At 63.0% G+C, this 15565-nt stretch carries 18 protein-coding genes; 6 read left to right on the top strand and 12 right to left on the bottom strand.

Annotated features, from left to right (window positions below; genetic code table 11):
• Positions 1-16 precede the first annotated feature (16 nt).
• Both ASE26_RS24925 and ASE26_RS24930 read left to right on the top strand, forming a co-directional pair.
• The gene (locus ASE26_RS24925; RefSeq protein WP_055929146.1) at positions 17-571 is read left to right on the top strand and encodes a sigma-70 family RNA polymerase sigma factor; all 555 of its coding nucleotides are present in this window, start codon (positions 17-19) and stop codon (positions 569-571) included.
• Positions 568-1254 (top strand): anti-sigma factor domain-containing protein, encoded by a 687-nt coding sequence (locus tag ASE26_RS24930; protein ID WP_057247128.1) that lies wholly within the window; start codon positions 568-570, stop codon positions 1252-1254. The genes ASE26_RS24925 and ASE26_RS24930 overlap by 4 nt, the downstream gene beginning before the upstream one ends.
• Here ASE26_RS24930 and ASE26_RS24935 read toward each other — a convergent pair whose 3' ends face one another.
• The 6 genes from ASE26_RS24935 to ASE26_RS24960 form a co-directional block, all read right to left on the bottom strand.
• Positions 1255-2373 carry a HupE/UreJ family protein gene (locus ASE26_RS24935; RefSeq protein ID WP_307146993.1) on the bottom strand — a complete coding sequence of 373 codons (1119 nt, stop codon included), beginning with the start codon at positions 2371-2373 and terminating at the stop codon, positions 1255-1257.
• Positions 2370-3590 (bottom strand): tetratricopeptide repeat protein, encoded by a 1221-nt coding sequence (locus ASE26_RS24940; protein WP_229207116.1) that lies wholly within the window; start codon positions 3588-3590, stop codon positions 2370-2372. The genes ASE26_RS24935 and ASE26_RS24940 overlap by 4 nt, the downstream gene beginning before the upstream one ends.
• 8 nt (positions 3591-3598) lie before the next feature.
• Positions 3599-3838 carry a hypothetical protein gene (locus tag ASE26_RS24945; protein ID WP_156397963.1) on the bottom strand — a complete coding sequence of 80 codons (240 nt, stop codon included), beginning with the start codon at positions 3836-3838 and terminating at the stop codon, positions 3599-3601.
• Between the two features lie 12 nt (positions 3839-3850).
• A complete protein-coding gene (locus ASE26_RS24950; protein ID WP_055929139.1) occupies positions 3851-5314 on the bottom strand; it encodes a DUF4331 domain-containing protein in 1464 nt (487 codons plus the stop codon).
• Positions 5315-5380: 66 nt separating this feature from the next.
• Entirely contained in the window at positions 5381-6838 is a 1458-nt protein-coding gene (locus tag ASE26_RS24955; RefSeq protein ID WP_082507254.1) for a cyanophycinase, read from the bottom strand.
• Positions 6839-6916: 78 nt separating this feature from the next.
• The gene (locus ASE26_RS24960; RefSeq protein WP_229208209.1) at positions 6917-7432 is read right to left on the bottom strand and encodes a hypothetical protein; all 516 of its coding nucleotides are present in this window, start codon (positions 7430-7432) and stop codon (positions 6917-6919) included.
• A 62-nt stretch (positions 7433-7494) separates the two neighbouring features.
• Here ASE26_RS24960 and argH point away from each other — a divergent pair, with 62 nt between their 5' ends.
• Positions 7495-8892, top strand: a complete 1398-nt coding sequence (gene argH / locus ASE26_RS24965) for an argininosuccinate lyase (protein ID WP_057247129.1) — start codon at positions 7495-7497, stop codon at positions 8890-8892.
• Here the strand turns inward: argH and ASE26_RS24970 are convergent.
• The 3 genes from ASE26_RS24970 to ASE26_RS24980 form a co-directional block, all read right to left on the bottom strand.
• Positions 8874-9365: a hypothetical protein gene (locus ASE26_RS24970; RefSeq protein WP_055929133.1), complete on the bottom strand. Its 492-nt coding sequence runs from the start codon at positions 9363-9365 to the stop codon at positions 8874-8876. The genes argH and ASE26_RS24970 overlap by 19 nt on opposite strands.
• Positions 9362-10030 carry a class I SAM-dependent methyltransferase gene (locus ASE26_RS24975; RefSeq protein ID WP_057247130.1) on the bottom strand — a complete coding sequence of 223 codons (669 nt, stop codon included), beginning with the start codon at positions 10028-10030 and terminating at the stop codon, positions 9362-9364. The genes ASE26_RS24970 and ASE26_RS24975 overlap by 4 nt, the downstream gene beginning before the upstream one ends.
• 81 nt (positions 10031-10111) lie before the next feature.
• Complete coding sequence (locus ASE26_RS24980) at positions 10112-10426, bottom strand: metalloregulator ArsR/SmtB family transcription factor (RefSeq protein WP_055929126.1); 315 nt, start codon at positions 10424-10426, stop codon at positions 10112-10114.
• A gap of 225 nt (positions 10427-10651) precedes the next feature.
• Between ASE26_RS24980 and ASE26_RS24985 the strand changes: the two genes are divergently transcribed.
• From ASE26_RS24985 to ASE26_RS24995, 3 genes are all read left to right on the top strand, one after another.
• Positions 10652-11194, top strand: coding sequence for a TRAP transporter small permease subunit (locus tag ASE26_RS24985; RefSeq protein ID WP_055929123.1), 543 nt, complete (start codon positions 10652-10654; stop codon positions 11192-11194).
• Complete coding sequence (locus ASE26_RS24990) at positions 11191-12891, top strand: TRAP transporter large permease subunit (RefSeq protein ID WP_082507253.1); 1701 nt, start codon at positions 11191-11193, stop codon at positions 12889-12891. Before ASE26_RS24985 ends, ASE26_RS24990 begins: the two co-directional genes overlap by 4 nt.
• Before the next feature lie 97 nt (positions 12892-12988).
• The gene (locus ASE26_RS24995; protein ID WP_055929119.1) at positions 12989-13720 is read left to right on the top strand and encodes a hypothetical protein; all 732 of its coding nucleotides are present in this window, start codon (positions 12989-12991) and stop codon (positions 13718-13720) included.
• A gap of 22 nt (positions 13721-13742) precedes the next feature.
• On the opposite strand, the gene ASE26_RS25000 is transcribed toward ASE26_RS24995, so the two are convergent.
• From ASE26_RS25000 to ASE26_RS25010, 3 genes are read right to left on the bottom strand one after another with little or no spacing between them, the layout of a single operon-like run.
• Positions 13743-14216: a hypothetical protein gene (locus ASE26_RS25000; protein ID WP_055929114.1), complete on the bottom strand. Its 474-nt coding sequence runs from the start codon at positions 14214-14216 to the stop codon at positions 13743-13745.
• Positions 14217-14221: 5 nt separating this feature from the next.
• Positions 14222-14599, bottom strand: a complete 378-nt coding sequence (locus ASE26_RS25005; protein WP_055931725.1) for a glyoxalase superfamily protein — start codon at positions 14597-14599, stop codon at positions 14222-14224.
• Between the two features lie 38 nt (positions 14600-14637).
• On the bottom strand, positions 14638-15300 hold the full coding sequence (locus tag ASE26_RS25010; protein WP_055929111.1) for a hypothetical protein: 663 nt from the start codon (positions 15298-15300) through the stop codon (positions 14638-14640).
• Positions 15301-15565 lie beyond the last annotated feature (265 nt).

The raw sequence follows: 15565 nt of genomic DNA on the forward strand, positions 1-15565 counted from the left end.
GGCATAAGATGGCCCCATGCCTATCGAACCCGAACAGCTAAGAACCTGGCTGGCTGCAGCAGGCCGCCAGGACGCTGCGGCTTTTCGCGCGCTTTATGATGCAGCCGCGCCGAAACTGTTTGGCTTTGCCATGCGTATATTACGTCAGCGGGAATTGGCCGAAGAGGCGCTGCAGGAAGGCTTTGTGTCGATCTGGCACGCAGCGCCGCATTACGAGGCCGGCCAGGCGGCGCCACTGACGTGGATGGCCGCCATAGTCCGCAACAAGGCGCTGGATATCCTGCGCCGCACGGACGATACGGTGGAATTGGACCATGAAGCAGTTCGCGACGAATACACCATTTCGCCCGCCGAGGCGAGTGAAATGAGCAGCGACGCACGCGCACTGTCCGCTTGCATGGCGCACCTGGAAGGCCTGCACAGGCTGGCAATTGGCCTCGCCTTCTTCCACGACTTGTCGCACACCGAGGTGGCACAGCGCATGTCGCTGCCGGTCGGCACAGTCAAGACCTGGATCCGGCGCGGCATGGAAAAACTCAAGCTTTGCCTGTCGCAAGGAGATGCGCCATGAACACCCGTGGCAATGACGCCTTGCGCGACAAGCTGGCCTCCGAGTACGTGCTGGGCAACTTGCGCGGCGGAGCGCGCCGTCGTTTCGAGGCCTTGATGTACGGCGACGCCGCTTTGCGCATGCTGGTCAAGGAATGGGAACGCCGCTTGCTGCCGATGCACGAATTCGTGCGTGCGCAGGAACCATCTCCTCAAGTCTGGCGCAATATCGAAATGCGATTACACCTGAAGCCCGAACGCAGCAGCTGGCATTTCTGGCGCGGCTTCGGGCTCGGGACCTTATCCGCTGCTTTAGCTGCCGCCCTGGTGGTGGCAATCGGCTTGCAGCATTTGCGTGGGCCTTCGTACGACCTGGTCGCAACCTTGACGGACCAGCAAGCGCAGCCCGCGCTGCTGGTGAAAGCGGATACCGGCAAGCGGCTGCTGCAAGTCCATATCGTTGGCGGCGCTCCCGTGCCGGTCGACCGCTCCCTGCAGTTGTGGGCGATTCCGAAAAAAGGTTCGCCGCGTTCGCTGGGGGTGCTTGGCAGCGAGGGGCGCGCGACTTTCTCGCTGGCGTCGGGTGCCGTCGGCGACGATATTGTGGTGCTGGCGATTTCCCTGGAGCCGCGCGGCGGATCGCCAGATCCGAACGGGCCGACCGGGCCGGTGCTGTATAAGGGCCCGTGGGTGCGGGCCATGTAATCAAACCGTGGCTCGATCGACGAGCCACACCATCGCCAACAGGGCAATGGCGGCCGAACCGCCCTTCACCATCAGCTGTTTGTAGGCCCATGTGCTGCGCATGGCGTAAGCCAGCGGGACGAAGGCTGCAACGATTGCCAGTTGTCCCAGTTCGACGCCGATGTTGAACGCCGCCAGCGCGAGTACCGTCGCTCCTTTTGGCAAACCCAGGTCGCCCAGCACGCCTGCAAATCCGAAGCCGTGCAACAGGCCGAATGCGAAGGCGGCCAGCCAGCGCTTGCCTTGCACCAGTGGCCAGAGGTTGTTCAGCGCTGCGATTGCAACCGAGGCTGCAATGGCGGATTCGATCAGCCGGCTTGGCAACGCGACCACTTGCAACGTCGCGAGCGAGAGCGTGACCGAGTGGGCCAGTGTGAACGCGGTGACGACGCGCAGCACCTGCGCGCCCGCGGCCCGCCATCCTTTCCCCAGCACGGCTGGCAGCAACAGTGAAAGCAGGAACAGGATGTGGTCGTAGCCGGTCCAGATGTGCCAGATACCGTGGCGCAGGTAGTCGATGGCCTGGCGCCACGCGCTGCCCTCGCCAGCGCCGGCGACGAAGCGCGTGTGGACACCGCCCAGCACAGCCGTTTGCGTGCGGCCGTTGAGCATGATGCTGGACATACCGCGGTGCTGGGCATCGAGGTCGGCAAACAGTTGGTAATCAATGGCGAAGGTGGTGCCGGGCTCGCACTCGCCTTGCAGCAGCAGGACGGTGTAGGCGCCGTCGGTGTGGCGGTCGACCTGCTGGCCTGTGACGCGCAGCCGGCAGCCCTGGGCCAGGACAAGGCGCGGCATGGCGTAGGCCGCGATCCCGGCGTGACGCGAGCGGACCTCGTCCCAAGTCAGCTGGCCGTCGCCATCGGCATCGAGGCCAATGGCGAAGTCGAGATCGCGCAATGCGATGTCCCAGCGTCCTTCGATAAACTGCCGCCCGCGCGAAGCCTCGCTCGCTGCCGTCACATGCAACGCAAGGTAGCTGTCGCTCGGCTTGTGCGCATGGGCCGCGCCGGCATCGAGCAGCAAAGGCAGGAAGAACAGTGCGGCCAGCTTGCGCGCAGCGATCTGCATGGTGATCATATGCTGCCTCCCTCGAGCCGGCGTGCCAGCGAAGCGATCTTGCTGTCCTCAAGGCCCTGCCGGCGGCGCCAGGCAAGTGCATGGCGCGCTGCCGCGGGATCGCGCGCGGCGAGCGCCGCTTCAAGCAGGATACGCAGGTCGGCAGGCTCCTTCTGCACTTGCCAATTGGCCAGAGCGAGTTCCAGCGCCGCGCGCGCGTTGTGGCGCAAATACAGCTCGAAGCGAGCCTGCTCGCGCTGATGGATGGCATCGCCACGGCGTGCGGCCGCCTCGAAGCGCGCTTGCAGCTCGGCGATGGCGCCCGCTGCTGCCGGCGCGGAGGCATGCACCACGGTTCTCGCTGCAATCGTATGCCGCAGCAGCAGGCCGTCAATGCGCAGGTGGCCGCGCAGCAGCGCCTGCACTTCCGCATTGCGCCCCAGGTCCAGCAGCAGGTCCGCATAAGCGCCAAGCAGGTAGCTGTCGCCCGGCGCCAGGATAAGCGCCTGGCGGAAGCTGCCTTCGGCGCGCGCGGCATCCCCGCGCCTGGCTGCCAGTTCGCCGAGCAAGGTCAGGGCCCAAGTATGCAAGCCGGTATCGGTCGCGCCCCGGCCCTCACGCGAGACAGCCAGGGCCAGCAGGCGTTCGCTGGCTGCAAGTTGTCCGCTGGCTGCACGTGCGTTGGCCAGGCAGGTCAGGCTGGCAAATTGACTGGCTACTGACGACAGCCGCCCGCAACTGCGCACGGCGGCGGAATAGTCTCCGCGGACGACCTGCACAGTCGCCAGCGTCAGCCACGCCTGGGCATTGCCAGGATCTGCGCGCGTGACGGCGTCCAGGTCGCGCATTGCTTCCGCAAAGCGGTGGCTGGATTGCAGCAGCGTTGCCCGCAGCAGCAACACCGGCACAGGCGGAGCAGCGTCAGCCCACCAGGGAGCCAAGGCCGCTTGCGCGTAACCCAAATAGCGCGGGTCGCCCGCAGCACGTCCAAGCTCGATATATCGCCGCGCGGTCTCGGCGGCAAGCGCCGGATCGCGCGGTGCAGCAGCCAACCGTGCACGCTGGCGGCGCAAGGCAGCATCAGGCGCATCGCTTCGGCGCGGCAGCGTTTCCAGGACCTCGGTCCCGGATTGCGGCACGAACGGCGCCGCCATGCCTGGCAGCGGCAGCGCCATGGCCGCGATGGCAGCGACGGCCGATGCGGCGGCCTTCGCCGGCGTGAAGGCTGCGCCCTTCATGGCAGACCTCACTCCACCGCCACCGGCTCGCTGCCTTCTGGCAGGGCCAGCGCCGCGCCATCAATGTCGACCGGCTCGGTGTTCTCGGGAGAACTGCGGACCAGCGCAACCAGCGCGGAGGTAAAAGTATCCCCAGGCGACGCAACCGGCACCGGGTCGGGCAGTGGCATCGCCGGCGTGGCCCCGCCACCGCCGCCACCGCAGCCAGCCATCAACGCGGCCGCAAACACAAGACATGAACGTTTCATGATCGCGCCCTCCTATTGCTGCGGCGAGCCGGCAATCGGTGTCTGCAGGTATGGGAAGCCGGCACTGAAATAGCTGTCGTCCAGGTATGCCCCGTCGGTGAAGCGAATCGCACCCGCCGGCGCATCGCTCGGCGCGCAGCCGATATTCAGTGTGCACAGCTTACCCATCACCACGCGCAAGGCGATATCCACCACGTCATCGCCCGGCCTGCGCCCATTGGGGAAACCCGCGTTGTCGCCGTCGATCACACCCAGCCGCTTCTGCGCGCCCTTCGCAAGCGGCGCAATCAAGGTATTCAGTCGCAGCATCTCGGAAGCCTTCACGCGCGCCGGCTGGTTCAATCCAGGCACGCCGGTAAGGAAGGTAGTCACCAGGTCGTTGCGCGGGAAGTTGGTGGGCGCTTTGGCGCCGGCGCTGCCGAACAATACCTCCACCAGCGCCGGCAAGGTCGGGTTGGTGACGTAGTCTGCGAACTGGCCATCCTGCGCCGGCTTGCTGTGGTTGAAGCGGTCTTTGTCCTTCAAGCCGATCACCACCTCGTTCACCAGCGGCATGCCGAGCCGCGACACCTGGGTCCACGCCCCGCCCTCCTTCGAGCCGCCGCTGGGATTGATCAAACGGCCCTGGCGCAAGCTGGCCGTGGTCCAGCCGCCGATCACCGGCTCCGTACCGGATGTCAGGCACGACGCCGCCACTTCCAGTTCGATGGAAGTCACGTTCTTGTCGTCCAGGTCGTCGCGCGCATTCTTCTCCGCGTTGGCGAGGAATTCCACCGCCGGCGCCTTGATGTTGATCAGGTCGAAGGTCTCGCCCAGGTTGACCACGAACGAATCCTTGCGCTGCCCGACAAACATGCGCGCCGGTACCGCACAACCCGGAATATTCACGCTGTACACATGCTTGCCCGCATACCCCGCGTAATCGGGAATCGATTTGTTGCCGATATTGTCGATCGGCTTGTCGAACACCGTGGCGCCGTTGCCGGCCATGCGCACCGGCTGGCGCGTGCTGCGCCGCTCGCCGCGCACCACGTCCACCGTGTATGTCTCGCGCACATTCAGTCCGGCCGCATTGACGTCGTTAATCGGCCCGCCGTTGATCACCAGCGGAATCGGCACCTTCTTGCCGCCCACCATGAACGCGGCGTTTTTGAACGTGTTGGTAAAGCGGAACTGGAACGTCAGGTCTTCCCGCGCATCGCCATTGTTATCGATATGGATTTCGTATAGCGCATCGGGATCCATGGTGAAGAAGTTCGGGCCGCCATATGCATCCTGCAAAGGCACGTAATTGGCGATCAGGGTCACGAATTGCCCGCGCCCCGGTTCGTAGCTGCGGAACATATAGAAGTCCGTGCCGTCGACCTTGGGTTCGCGCGTGATGAATGGTGCTTCGCGGTGACTGGACGCCTGCGCCGACGGCGCCAGGGCCGACAGCAGGGCTAACTGGACAGCAGCTTGCTTGATGGGTGCCATGGTTTCCTCCCGTGTGGTTGCTTGCCATGGCATATACGCGGCGGATGCCGCGCCGGATTCAGATCTTCATTTATATTTATATAGCGGCCGCGTGATTTCGATAGGCCGGATATCGAGGCGGATATTCAGCACCGAATACGCCTCAGCCACGCTGGAAACATAGCCCACCGTATCGGCCGTCTTGGTGAAGCGGAACTCGAAACCAAGCTCGGTGCCGCTGGCGCGCGGGTTGCCGCTGGCAATGCCGATCGCCTCTTCCTGGTTGCTGTCGATCAGGCGCTCCATCAGGTCGATCACGGCGTTGTTGCCCAGCACGTCGTTGCTGAACACTGCCCCCCGGCCCAGCGTGCGGGTAGGGTCGATACGCCCGCCGGCCTTGTCGTTGGACGGCAGGAACATGTGGGTGCCGATATTGAACTTGTCGCCCCGGTCGAGATAGCTGATCACGGCATTGCGCACCCCGAAGTGCGGCGCCTCCCTGTCCCATTCGGCCCGCGACAGGTCGATCAGCAAAGCGCCCTTGTAGCCGATGATTTCCACTTCACGTTGCGCATTCACCACCATGGCGCTGTCTTCGTCGATGCCAAGGCCGATCTGGTAACCCTTGGCCAGCATGGCCGGGATCATGCGCGCAAAGCGCCCGCGCACCAGCAAGTGCTGGTCCACGAATACGTCGTCGCCGATGAAGCCCAGGCCCGGCCCCAGTTCACGGCCATCCGCGATACCGGTCTGCAGCATGGAAAGGATTGCCTTCGGGTTGGCGAACATGGTGCTGCTCATGATGGCGGCACCGGCAGAGGAACCCGCAACGACGCCGCCGCGGCGGTACACGTCCCACACCGCTTCCAGCACTGCAGTCTGGGTGCCGTCTTCGCGCAGCAGTGCTTTGGTGATGCGTCCCTGGTCGCCGCCGGCGAAGTAGACGCCGTCCGATTCCCGGATTCTCCTGGCCAGCGCCGCATCGTCCGCGTTCTTCTTGTAATCGCTGCCGGCCAGGCGCACGGCAACGGGCACCAGGAAGGCATCCGCGCCCCACTTGCGCAGGTAGCCGATGATGGTCTGGGCCGAACGTTCCGGATTGCCCGCAGCGGAAGGAAAGACCGCAATGCGCGAACCCTTGCCGCCAGCCAGTTTCACAACGCGCTGCCACACATCCGCATTATCGCCGCGCAGGCCGCCGCCAATGATGACCAGCGAGCCTTGGTGGGCCGCTACGGGCGACGGCGCGATGGCTGCCGATCCGCCGCTGACGGTCGCACTGGCGCCGGCCACGATGCGCACCGGGGCGGCGGTATCGGGCAGCGGCGGCGTCAAGGGCGGTGCAGTGGGAGGTTTGGCCGGCGCGTCCGGTGGCGTGGTGCTGGTGCGGGCAGGAACGGGATTCCTGGGCGGCGCTTCGCGGGCATGGATCGGAAGGCCGCATGCGGCTAGCAAAGCCAGGCCCAAACGGGCCAGGCCGGCGGGGGAGTGCAGCTTCACGATGGCCTCCTGTTCAGCTTGCTCGCTGGCATCGCTGCTAGACATCTGGGTAACACCTTTCCATCAGTGTAGCCGGACGCAACGGCGGAGTAAAACCCTATCGCGCGTCCGTGCACACTTTGTTTATTGCGGCTTCAGGTAGCGCTCCGGCAGCGGGGTCTTTTCGCCTTCCGGCTGCCACAGGAGTTGCGAAATCCACCACCGTTTGCCGTCGTTCACCAGCTGGATCGAGTTGATGCCGCGTACAAAAGGCTGTTCCGACGGCGCATGGCGCGCCTCATAGGTACTGAAAACCTGGGCAATCTGTCCAAATTCCTCGCCCTTGCGCGCCAGTTCGGATTCGTAGAAGCCCTCCTTTGCAAAAACCGGCGTCACGCGGGTGATGTAGTCTTCCAGCGACAGTACGCGCGTGTTGAGCGCGCCATCCTTGCCCGTGCTATGCACCACCATGCGGCCATCGCTGCGGAACAGGGAACGCAGGCGCTCCCAGTCGCGCGCCTTGCCGGCCGGGCCGGAAATGCTGTCGTACAGGGCCGCCACGATGCTGTCCACCGATGCCGCATCGGACGCCCGCGCGCCCTGCGCGAACGCGCTACCGCTGGCCAGCACCAACAGTAGCAAACTTGCTAACTTCTTCATTGACTCTCCTACTAATTTATAATCGTTTGAATTTCTCGTGCAAATCTCACCGCAAAGCCACTATGACAGATCAATTCTCCAAGAAGGCGGAAGCCTGGTCCGCTCGTTTCTCCGAACCTGTTTCCGACCTCGTGAAACGTTACACCGCCTCGGTGTTTTTTGACAAGCGCATGGCCAAGGCCGACATCCAGGGTTCCCTGGCCCACGCCGACATGCTGGCAGCGCAAGGCATCATCCCGGCCGCCGACCTGGCTGCGATCCAGAATGGCCTGGCCCAGGTCAGCGCCGAAATCGACGGCGGCCAGTTCGAATGGCAGCTGGACCTGGAAGACGTGCACCTGAATATCGAAAAACGCCTGACCGAACTGGTTGGCGACGCCGGCAAGCGCCTGCACACCGGCCGCTCCCGCAACGACCAGGTGGCCACCGATATCCGCCTCTACGTGCGCTCTGCCATCGACGACATCAGCGGCCTGCTGCAGCAGCTGCGCGGCGCCCTGGTCGACCTGGCGGAGAAGAACGCCGGCGTGATCCTGCCGGGCTTCACCCACATGCAGGTAGCGCAGCCGATCACCTTCGGCCACCATATGCTGGCTTACGTTGAAATGTTCGGCCGCGACGTCGAGCGCATGCAGGATTGCCGCAAGCGTGTCAACCGCCTGCCGCTGGGCGCCGCCGCACTGGCCGGCACCACCTTCCCGATCGACCGCCTGCGCGTGGCCAAGACCCTGGGCTTCGACGACGTCTGCCACAACTCGCTGGATGCCGTCTCGGACCGCGACTTCGCGATCGAATTCACCGCAGCGGCCTCGCTGCTGATGATGCACGTGTCGCGCATGTCGGAAGAACTGATCATCTGGATGAGCCCACGGGTTGGCTTTATCGACATCGCCGACCGCTTCTGCACCGGCTCCTCGATCATGCCGCAGAAGAAGAACCCGGACGTGCCGGAACTGGCGCGCGGCAAGACCGGCCGCGTCTACGGCCACCTGATGGGCCTCCTGACCCTGATGAAGGGCCAGCCGCTGGCTTACAACAAGGACAACCAGGAAGACAAAGAGCCGCTGTTCGACACCGTCGATACCGTGGTCGATACCCTGCGCATTTTCGCCGACATGGCAGGCGGCATTACCGTCAAGCCGGAAGCGATGCGTTCGGCGGCGTTGCAGGGCTATGCCACCGCGACCGACCTGGCCGACTACCTGGTGAAGAAAGGCCTGCCGTTCCGCGATGCGCACGAGGCCGTGGCGCATGCGGTGCGTGCTTGCGATGACCTGAAGATCGACCTGGCGCAGATGTCGCTGGAGCAGCTGCGCGCGTTCTCGCCGCTGGTGGGCGAGGATGTGTTTGCAGTGCTGACCTTGGAAGGCTCGGTGGCGGCACGCGACCATATCGGCGGTACCGCGCCGAACCAGGTGCGCAGCGCAATTACGCGCGTGCGTCAGCAGTTGGCCGGTTGAGCCTTGCGGGCATGGCGGATGCTGTTCGCCATGTCCCCCATCACAAAGCGGTGCATCGACCGGATCACCTGGTCCACCAGGAAGCGCCGCAGCATATTGTCCGCGCCTTTCGGCGCATAGCTGGTCGCCATGCTCACCAGCGTGCGCCCGTCCGGCAGGCGGGACAGGTAGATGCTGCCGCCCAGCAGCGCCAGATGCCGCTGGAACTGCTCGCTAGCCTGCGTCACGCTGAATTCAAGCGCCGCATTGTGGCTCGACCTGGTGATGCGCTTCAGGATGAACTGCTGGTCCCCGTACTCGCAGCGGCATAGCGTGCCGACCGTCTTGTGATCGCCGACCGTCCTCACCGGCAATGGCAGGGCCCAGCGCAGGAACCAGTTGGGCCGGCCTTTCACCTCCTCATAAAAACACACCTTTTCCCATACTTCCGCGATGTCGGCATCGATGATGCGTTCCGTTTGAGCGATATTCATTTTGTAGCACCCCTATGGTTTTTGGCAGTGAAGAAAGCGTTGCATCCGACCAGCCAGACTTCGACCTGGCTGAATCGTTGTGAAAGTTCGGCCTGCAGTGATTGCAGCGAGTCGCCGCGGTTGTTGACCACCTGCAGCCGGTTCATGAAGCCCATCAAGGCCCTGGCGTACCACGACATGGGGGCGCCCGTGCCAAGCAGCGTGTAGCCGAACAGCGTCGTCCCCGGCCCGCACAGAGGCGCGATGGCGTCGAAAATCCGGCCCTTTTCCTGCATCGTTCCCGGTGCGCAGTGAATCAGGCCGCCGATGCAGATCGAGTCCACCTTGTGCCCGATGGCGATCGGTTCGAAGGCATTGCGCACATGGCATTCCGGCGCAAAACGCTGCAGGCGCTGCGCAGCGTGGCGCAGGCAGTTCCGGTTCAAGTCGACCAGGGCGATCTGCTGCCTGCTTTCGTCAAGCCCGGCATGGTCCAGGAAATAACCGGTGCCCACGCCGATATCGGCGTGGCGCTGCCCGGCGTGGCGCCGGTAGATCCCGATGTAATGCCGCCCTTCGCATTTCCAGAAGATGCGGGTGAAGATCCCGATCACCAGGAAATCGTAAAGGCGGAGGAAAAAAGGCGTATAGGCCTTGATCCCGTGACGGTAGGTTCCAACGTCCATGCACTGCCCCTTCCTGAAAAAAAGCGCGCAGAGACCCCTGGCCTGAAAATGGCCAACATCGTGCCCGGGTGTACTGGCGTATTACGCTTCGCTGGCCTTTTTCTTGGCCTTGCTTTCGCGTTTGAGCGGCCCGGCTACCGGGCACAGCGCAAAGGCAAACTGCGTCAGCGTGTTCACGAGGTTGTCGGACATCAGCTTGTAATACACAAACTGGCCGCGACGCTCGCTGCTGACCAATCCTGCGCCTTCGAGGACGGACAAATGACGGGAAACCGCAGGCGCACTCATTTCAAAGCGTGAGGCAACCTCCCCTGCCGTCATCTCATGTTCCGAGAGGTAGGCGAGGATCAGTCGCCGCGGCGACGATGCCAATGCTTCAAAAACTTTGTCCGACATGCTGGTTTTCTGTTGAGGGACGCCGCAATGCGGCGCAAGCCTCTAGTCTATACCCGAAGGACGCTCCAGCCAATGCTGGAGGACTACTTTTTTACTAATTAAGCATTTAACTAATATCTTAAATGCTTAATTGTCATCCGTCCAGTTTTTTCCTGCCCCGATTCAATTTGAAGGGATTCTCAGCTAATATCCTTGCAACAACTAATCCAATTACCAGGAGACGCAATGCAGGGTTTTCTTCGCCTGTCGCATTGGCTTGACCGCATCGGCTACCGCAGCGGGCAGCTGGCCAACGTGATGATTCTCGCCTCATGCTTCATCAGCGCCAGCAACGCCATGATCCGTTATGGCTTCGACTGGAGCTCCAATTCGCTGCTTGAAATGCAGTGGTACCTGTTTGGCGCTGCCGTCATGCTTGGCGCCAGCTATACCTTCCAGCGCAATGAACACGTGCGCGTCGACCTGGTCTACGGCCATGTCTCCGAACGCAAGCAATTGTGGATCGACATCTTCGGCATCATTTTCTTCCTGTTCCCGGCCTGCATCCTGTTTGCCTGGCTGTCATGGGAATCGCTGTTCCTGCCTTCCTGGGCCATCATGGAGCAATCGAGCAACGCCGGCGGCCTGCCGCGCTGGCCGATCAAGCTCGTGGTGCCTGTCGGCTTTGCCCTGCTCGCGCTGCAAGGCCTGTCTGAACTGATCAAGCGCATCGCCCACCTCACCGGCCGGGCCCTGTTGGACAGCAAATACGAAAGGCCAGTGCAATGATCCCCTTGGAGATGATGCCGCCGCTGATGTTCGGCGGCCTGGTCGTATTCATGCTGGTCGGCTTCCCGGTAGCGTTCTCGCTGCTGGCGGTCGGCCTGTTCTTCGGTTTTATCGCCATTACGGAAGGCTTCTTCGGCGTGCCCTTCCTGCAGGCGGTGCCGCAAAGGATTTTCGGCAGCGTGCTGGCCAACGACCTGCTGCTGGCGATCCCCTTCTTTACCTTCATGGGCGCAGTGCTGGAGAAGTGCCGCCTGGCGGAGGACATGCTCGACTCCATGGGCCGCCTGTTCGGCGGCGTGCGCGGAGGCCTGGGCTATTCGGTGATCATCGTCGGCTTCATCCTCGGCGCGATCACCGGCACCGTGGCGGCGCAGGTGATCGCGATGGCCATGATCTCGCTGCCGGTGATGATGCGCTACGGTTACCACATGCGCTACGCCACCGGCGTGCTGGCCGCCTCCGGCACCATCACGCAGCTGGTGCCGCCATCGCTGGTACTGGTGGTGCTGGCCGACCAGCTCAAGACCCCCACTGCCGCCGCCGACGTCGGCAGCATGTACCTGGGCGCCTGGGGCCCGTCGCTGGTGCAGATCGGCCTGTTCGCGCTATACACCTTTGCCCTGTCGCGCGTGAAGCCGGAGTGGCTGCCGGCCGCGCCGCAGAACGAACTCGGGCCGCGCGGCTGGGCACTGTGGAAGCAGTGCCTGCAAGGCATCGTGCCGGCCGCGGTGCTGATCTTCATGGTGCTGGGCACGATGATGCTGGGTGTCGCCACGCCCACCGAATCGGGCGCCATGGGCGCGCTGGGCGCGGTGATCCTGGCCGCCTTGCGCCATCCGGAATTCAACCGGCGCGACAAGATCGTGTTCCGCGTCGGCATGCTGGCCCTGCTGGCGGCAGCGCTGACCGGCGCCTTTGTCGAAGGCGCCAAGCCGGTGGTGCAGGCCGCGCTGGGCGTGCTGTACGTATGCGTGGCCTGGATCGTGATCCGCGCCAGCCAGATCAAGCCATTGCGCGACCTGATCGTCCTGAGCTACCAGTCCACCATGCGCCTGACCGCGATGGTGGTGTTCATCCTGATCGGCTCCACCTGCTTCTCGGTGGTGTTCCAGGGTGTGGATGGCGGGCTGTGGGTCGAGCACCTGTTCAACGGCATTCCAGGCGGCTGGATCGGCTTCCTGCTGGTGGTGAACCTGTTCGTGTTCTTCCTGGCCTTCTTCCTCGACTTCTTCGAGATCGCCTTCATCGTGGTGCCGATGCTGGCGCCGGTGGCGCAAAAGGTGCTGGCGCCGCAGCTGGAACCGCTCATGGGCAGCCCTGAAGCCGCGGCATCGGCGTCCCTGGTGTGGTTCGGCGTGATGTTGTGCGTGAACATGCAGACCTCTTTCATGCACCCGCCCTTCGGTTTCGCGCTGTTCTACCTGCGCGGCGTGGCGCCGAAAGAAGTGAAGTCGTCCGATATTTACTGGGGCGCGCTGCCTTGGGTGGGCCTGCAGATGCTGATGGTGCTGCTGGTGGCTGCGCTGCCGCAAACCGTCACCGCCTTCCTCGACCGCAGTACTGGCGGCAAGGTGGAATCAGGCGACCTGCGCATCGAGCAGCCGGCGCCGCCGGAATCGCTGCCGGCGCAAAAGCAGGACGAGGAACAGCAGCCGGAGCTGAATTTCTCGCAGCCTGAAGAAGAGAAGAAGAAGTAAGCCAAGGGTGCCTGATTATTTATATTGCAACCTTGTCGTGAAGTAACTATCCTGTGGTTTACGGTCCGCCTGCAGGGCCGACACCACAGGATGAACAATGTACAAGAAACTGCTGTTCCCACTCGCCGCCAGCGCAATGCTGGGCGGCTGCGCAAGCACTCCGCTGGTCGAACCGGATCGACTGGCAGCGCCAGCGTCCATCACTTGCATCCAGCTGCCTCAAGCGCTCACAGCCAGCGATACTGCCGGTATGCTGAAACTGGTGACTGAGACCCGCCTGGAACGCGGCCCATATGTATCGGAAAAAGAAGATGCGCAAGGCACTTATTTCCGCGCACCGCAAGGCGGCATCTCCATCTTCCAGCCTGGAAATCCCGGCGCCAAGCGAAGCCACAGTGACGGCGGCTTCTTCATGCCCAAGGACCCGTCAAAAATGCCGTCCATCTACCTGTATACGTCGATGGAAGGCGTAGCGCCGGAAGTGCCGGCCGAAGGCACCGGCTGCGCCAATGTCGGCTACACCAAGGACCCCGTCACCCACAAACTCAGTGTCGGACTGATGGCAACAGCTGGCGGCCTGGGTGGTGCAGCAGGCCGTGCGGTGGTCAAGAACAGCAGCCTCAGCTACGGGCAGGCAGCCGCCGGAGGTGCCGTCGCCGGCGCACTGGTGGCATACCTGGTGAACAAGGACATGGGCAAGATCACCACGCTGACGGTGGTCAAAGACCAGGCCGTGCTTGGCAAATTGCGCGAGCTTTCGGTGCAGGCCGTTGCGCTGGCAGTGCAGGAAAATCCCGCAGCGCCGGCTGCAGGCGCGGCACCGCAATAAGCGGCGCCGCCAGGGCGGCCCCTCAGTCGAGCGGGCCGCAGGCGCCCTTGGTGTATTCGGCCTCCAGCTTGTCGATATCGTTCTGGGTCTTGGACATCGCATCGAGCTGGGAATTGCGGCGGTTCTCATTGCGCTGGCCGTACAGCTCTTCACGGCGGGTACGCAGCGAATCGCAGCTGCTCTTGGCCACGCGCTTGCTGGCCGCTTCTTCCTTGGCCTCTTCCGCATCCACGTTGGCCTTTTTCTCGCGTGCCCGGCGGTTGTTCTCGGCCAGCTGATTCACGCGCTCGCGGTCTTCCTGGGCGCGCGCCTGGGCCGCTTTCGCCTGGGCAGCAGTCGGCGGCGGCGGGTAGTCGAGCGACGCGCCGCCGTTTTTGGGACAGGGCATGGACTGGTAAGTCACCTTGCCATCTATCGAACACTTGAATAGTCCCTGCGCACTGGCCTGCGATGCGGCGGCCATGCCAAGGAATGCGAACAACAGCGCTTTCTTCATTGCGCTTACTCCCAATGGGTCTGGGTCAAAAATTTGAGCCGGTTATTGTCTGGATCGAGAACGGACATGACACGCAGGTCCGCTCCCAAGTCATTGTTCGGCGCTTGCTCGACGTTCACGCCATACTCCAGGAAGTCGTCAAAGAGGGCGTCGACGTCCGGAACATAAAAGTGTACCAGCCCGCCGGGTTGGCAGTCGCCCGAATGTTCAGATAGGAAAATTTCCATGCCGTCGAGCATCATCGAGGCAAAGGCCGGCAAGCCGGGTTCGAATTGGTGGGCCCACTCTTCGCGGAAGCCGAGCGATTCATAGAAAGGCTTGCTGGCGGCGTAGTTCGCCACCCGCAATGCCGGCACCACCCGCTGCGTGTCTTTCAAGCCCATGCTGACTCCCTGTAGGTTTGCCCTACCGGGAGTGTACATCAGTGCTTGTGCGCGATCATGTTGGAGAGGACGCTGAAAGCGGCGCCTGTGTGTTCCTTCTCCAGCAGCAGGGTGAGTTCGGTATGGGTCGAGATCAGGTTGATCAGGTTGACCTTGTCCCATGCCAGCTTTTTCAGGATGGCGTGGTAGATGCCCGGCGTGCGCCAGGAATCGGCGGTCAGCTGCAGCGTGACGGCGTTCAGGTTCTCCAGCCGCGCCAGCAGGCGTTCGCCGGCGAAGATCTGTTCGACCAGGCCGATGAAGGGGCGGCTGCAGATCACCACCACCTCTTCGCTGCCACGGGTCACGGTCAGGTACAGGCCATGGCCGGTCCCCGAGCGCTCCAGCAGCTGGCGGTGGCATTCGTCAATGCGGTCCGAACGGCGGAAGGTGAATTCGACCAGGTCGGTGCGTGCGGTCAGCTGGCCGGACTGCTGGGCCAGCACGAGTTCCTGGGCATCCTTGTCCGGCAGGCGTCCGGCGACACGGCGCAAGGCCATGACCACGGCCGCCTGGCCGACGGGCTTCCACAGGTCGTTCTGGAGCTGCGGCTGCAGCTGGCGCGCCAGTTCCGACAGGTTGATCAAGCCACGGCGCAGACCTTCGCTCAGGAAGGGCGACTCCGCGACGATCCTTTCAACTTTGGTAGAAATAGACAACATGAGTGATGCGCCCTCACTAAGTGGTACGTCAAACAAACGACGGGCTAGTGTAAAACGCAAAATTCAACTAGTGCAACATGAGTGTGACAATTAGATACATATTTCTGTTGCATCCAACACGAAACTAGAAAAACACCTCTATTTCGTTGTAACTTCCCTACAAATCGCGCCAATCGTGCGCCATTTGGTCGCAAAGCGAGCTAGTTCAAGAACCACCCAAATGTAATCAAATGTCTAAAACTGAACAAAAAGTGTAGAACCGACT

The organism is Duganella sp. Root198D2, assembly GCF_001428585.1.
Taxonomy (GTDB): Bacteria; Pseudomonadota; Gammaproteobacteria; order Burkholderiales; family Burkholderiaceae_D; genus Rugamonas.

Coding starts and splice junctions, on each gene's coding strand:
- ASE26_RS24990 (WP_082507253.1), top strand. CDS start 11,191: ATGATCCCCTTGGAGATGATGCCGCCGCTGATGTTCGGCGGCCTGGTC.
- ASE26_RS24960 (WP_229208209.1), bottom strand. CDS start 7,432: ATGAAGAAGTTAGCAAGTTTGCTACTGTTGGTGCTGGCCAGCGGTAGC.
- ASE26_RS24955 (WP_082507254.1), bottom strand. CDS start 6,838: ATGTCTAGCAGCGATGCCAGCGAGCAAGCTGAACAGGAGGCCATCGTG.
- ASE26_RS24985 (WP_055929123.1), top strand. CDS start 10,652: ATGCAGGGTTTTCTTCGCCTGTCGCATTGGCTTGACCGCATCGGCTAC.
- ASE26_RS24930 (WP_057247128.1), top strand. CDS start 568: ATGAACACCCGTGGCAATGACGCCTTGCGCGACAAGCTGGCCTCCGAG.
- ASE26_RS25000 (WP_055929114.1), bottom strand. CDS start 14,216: ATGAAGAAAGCGCTGTTGTTCGCATTCCTTGGCATGGCCGCCGCATCG.
- ASE26_RS24995 (WP_055929119.1), top strand. CDS start 12,989: ATGTACAAGAAACTGCTGTTCCCACTCGCCGCCAGCGCAATGCTGGGC.
- ASE26_RS25005 (WP_055931725.1), bottom strand. CDS start 14,599: ATGGGCTTGAAAGACACGCAGCGGGTGGTGCCGGCATTGCGGGTGGCG.
- ASE26_RS24980 (WP_055929126.1), bottom strand. CDS start 10,426: ATGTCGGACAAAGTTTTTGAAGCATTGGCATCGTCGCCGCGGCGACTG.
- ASE26_RS25010 (WP_055929111.1), bottom strand. CDS start 15,300: ATGTTGTCTATTTCTACCAAAGTTGAAAGGATCGTCGCGGAGTCGCCC.
- ASE26_RS24940 (WP_229207116.1), bottom strand. CDS start 3,590: ATGAAGGGCGCAGCCTTCACGCCGGCGAAGGCCGCCGCATCGGCCGTC.
- ASE26_RS24925 (WP_055929146.1), top strand. CDS start 17: ATGCCTATCGAACCCGAACAGCTAAGAACCTGGCTGGCTGCAGCAGGC.
- argH (WP_057247129.1), top strand. CDS start 7,495: ATGACAGATCAATTCTCCAAGAAGGCGGAAGCCTGGTCCGCTCGTTTC.
- ASE26_RS24945 (WP_156397963.1), bottom strand. CDS start 3,838: ATGAAACGTTCATGTCTTGTGTTTGCGGCCGCGTTGATGGCTGGCTGC.
- ASE26_RS24950 (WP_055929139.1), bottom strand. CDS start 5,314: ATGGCACCCATCAAGCAAGCTGCTGTCCAGTTAGCCCTGCTGTCGGCC.
- ASE26_RS24935 (WP_307146993.1), bottom strand. CDS start 2,373: ATGATCACCATGCAGATCGCTGCGCGCAAGCTGGCCGCACTGTTCTTC.
- ASE26_RS24975 (WP_057247130.1), bottom strand. CDS start 10,030: ATGGACGTTGGAACCTACCGTCACGGGATCAAGGCCTATACGCCTTTT.
- ASE26_RS24970 (WP_055929133.1), bottom strand. CDS start 9,365: ATGAATATCGCTCAAACGGAACGCATCATCGATGCCGACATCGCGGAA.